Here is a 688-nt window from a genome sequence, read left to right as displayed (position 1 = left end):
AATTTTAATACACTGGGGAAACACTGACAAAGACACACAAGGTTGTATCTTGCTGGGGCTTACCAAGGATAATAATAATGAAAGTATCGGTCAAAGCAGACAAGCTTGTAAAGAATTTTATGATTTCATGTATGGTAAAAATCTTGAAGACATTAAATTAGAAATAACAAATGAATTAGCATAGAAAGGAGATAAAAGTTTAAGTAGGTTACCAAATAATCCCCCTAAAAGGGGACAAGACTAATAAGCCTTGACAATAATTATACATAAGAGTATAATTATAACGATTATTTGGTGATATGTAGTCATAAAAATCACCCACTTTCAAGGGTAAAATTTAGCCATAGGGGGCTAGACCTACGGCTAACCCTTAGGGGTATTATATAAAAACCTTACTTAAACTTCTAAAACAAAATATGATAAATCTTTTATCTGGAAATGCAAAGCTTTATATAGCCTTAGCTTTAATGGCAATCTTAACAGGATATTTTTATCTAAGACTTGATAGCACAAAGGCCAAATTAGAAAAAAGTCAAAGTGATTTAGCTTTGGCTTTAAAAATAAATGAAAATAATCAAGAAAAATTAAAAGAATTAAATCAAATTCATAAAACAGAATTAAAGGCTTTAAATGAAGCAAACAATCAAAAAAATCAAGTACAAGAAAGGGTGCAATATGTTAAAGAATA

1 protein-coding gene and 1 pseudogene are annotated in these 688 nt (G+C 29.4%); both read left to right on the top strand.

Annotation, left to right across the window (positions count from 1 at the left end):
* Positions 1-184, top strand: a 184-nt coding sequence (locus BGS43_RS00465) for a DUF5675 family protein (protein WP_257841411.1), incomplete at its 5' end; no start/stop codon positions are given.
* A 232-nt stretch (positions 185-416) separates the two neighbouring features.
* A pseudogene (locus BGS43_RS00460) lies at positions 417-688 on the top strand (hypothetical protein); the annotation flags it as partial.

This window comes from Campylobacter sp. 110 (genome assembly GCF_002383965.1).
Lineage (GTDB): Bacteria > Campylobacterota > Campylobacteria > Campylobacterales > Campylobacteraceae > Campylobacter_D > Campylobacter_D coli.
The sequence above is the reverse complement of the archived record's forward strand: the minus strand, read 5'-3'. Positions and strand labels throughout refer to the sequence as shown.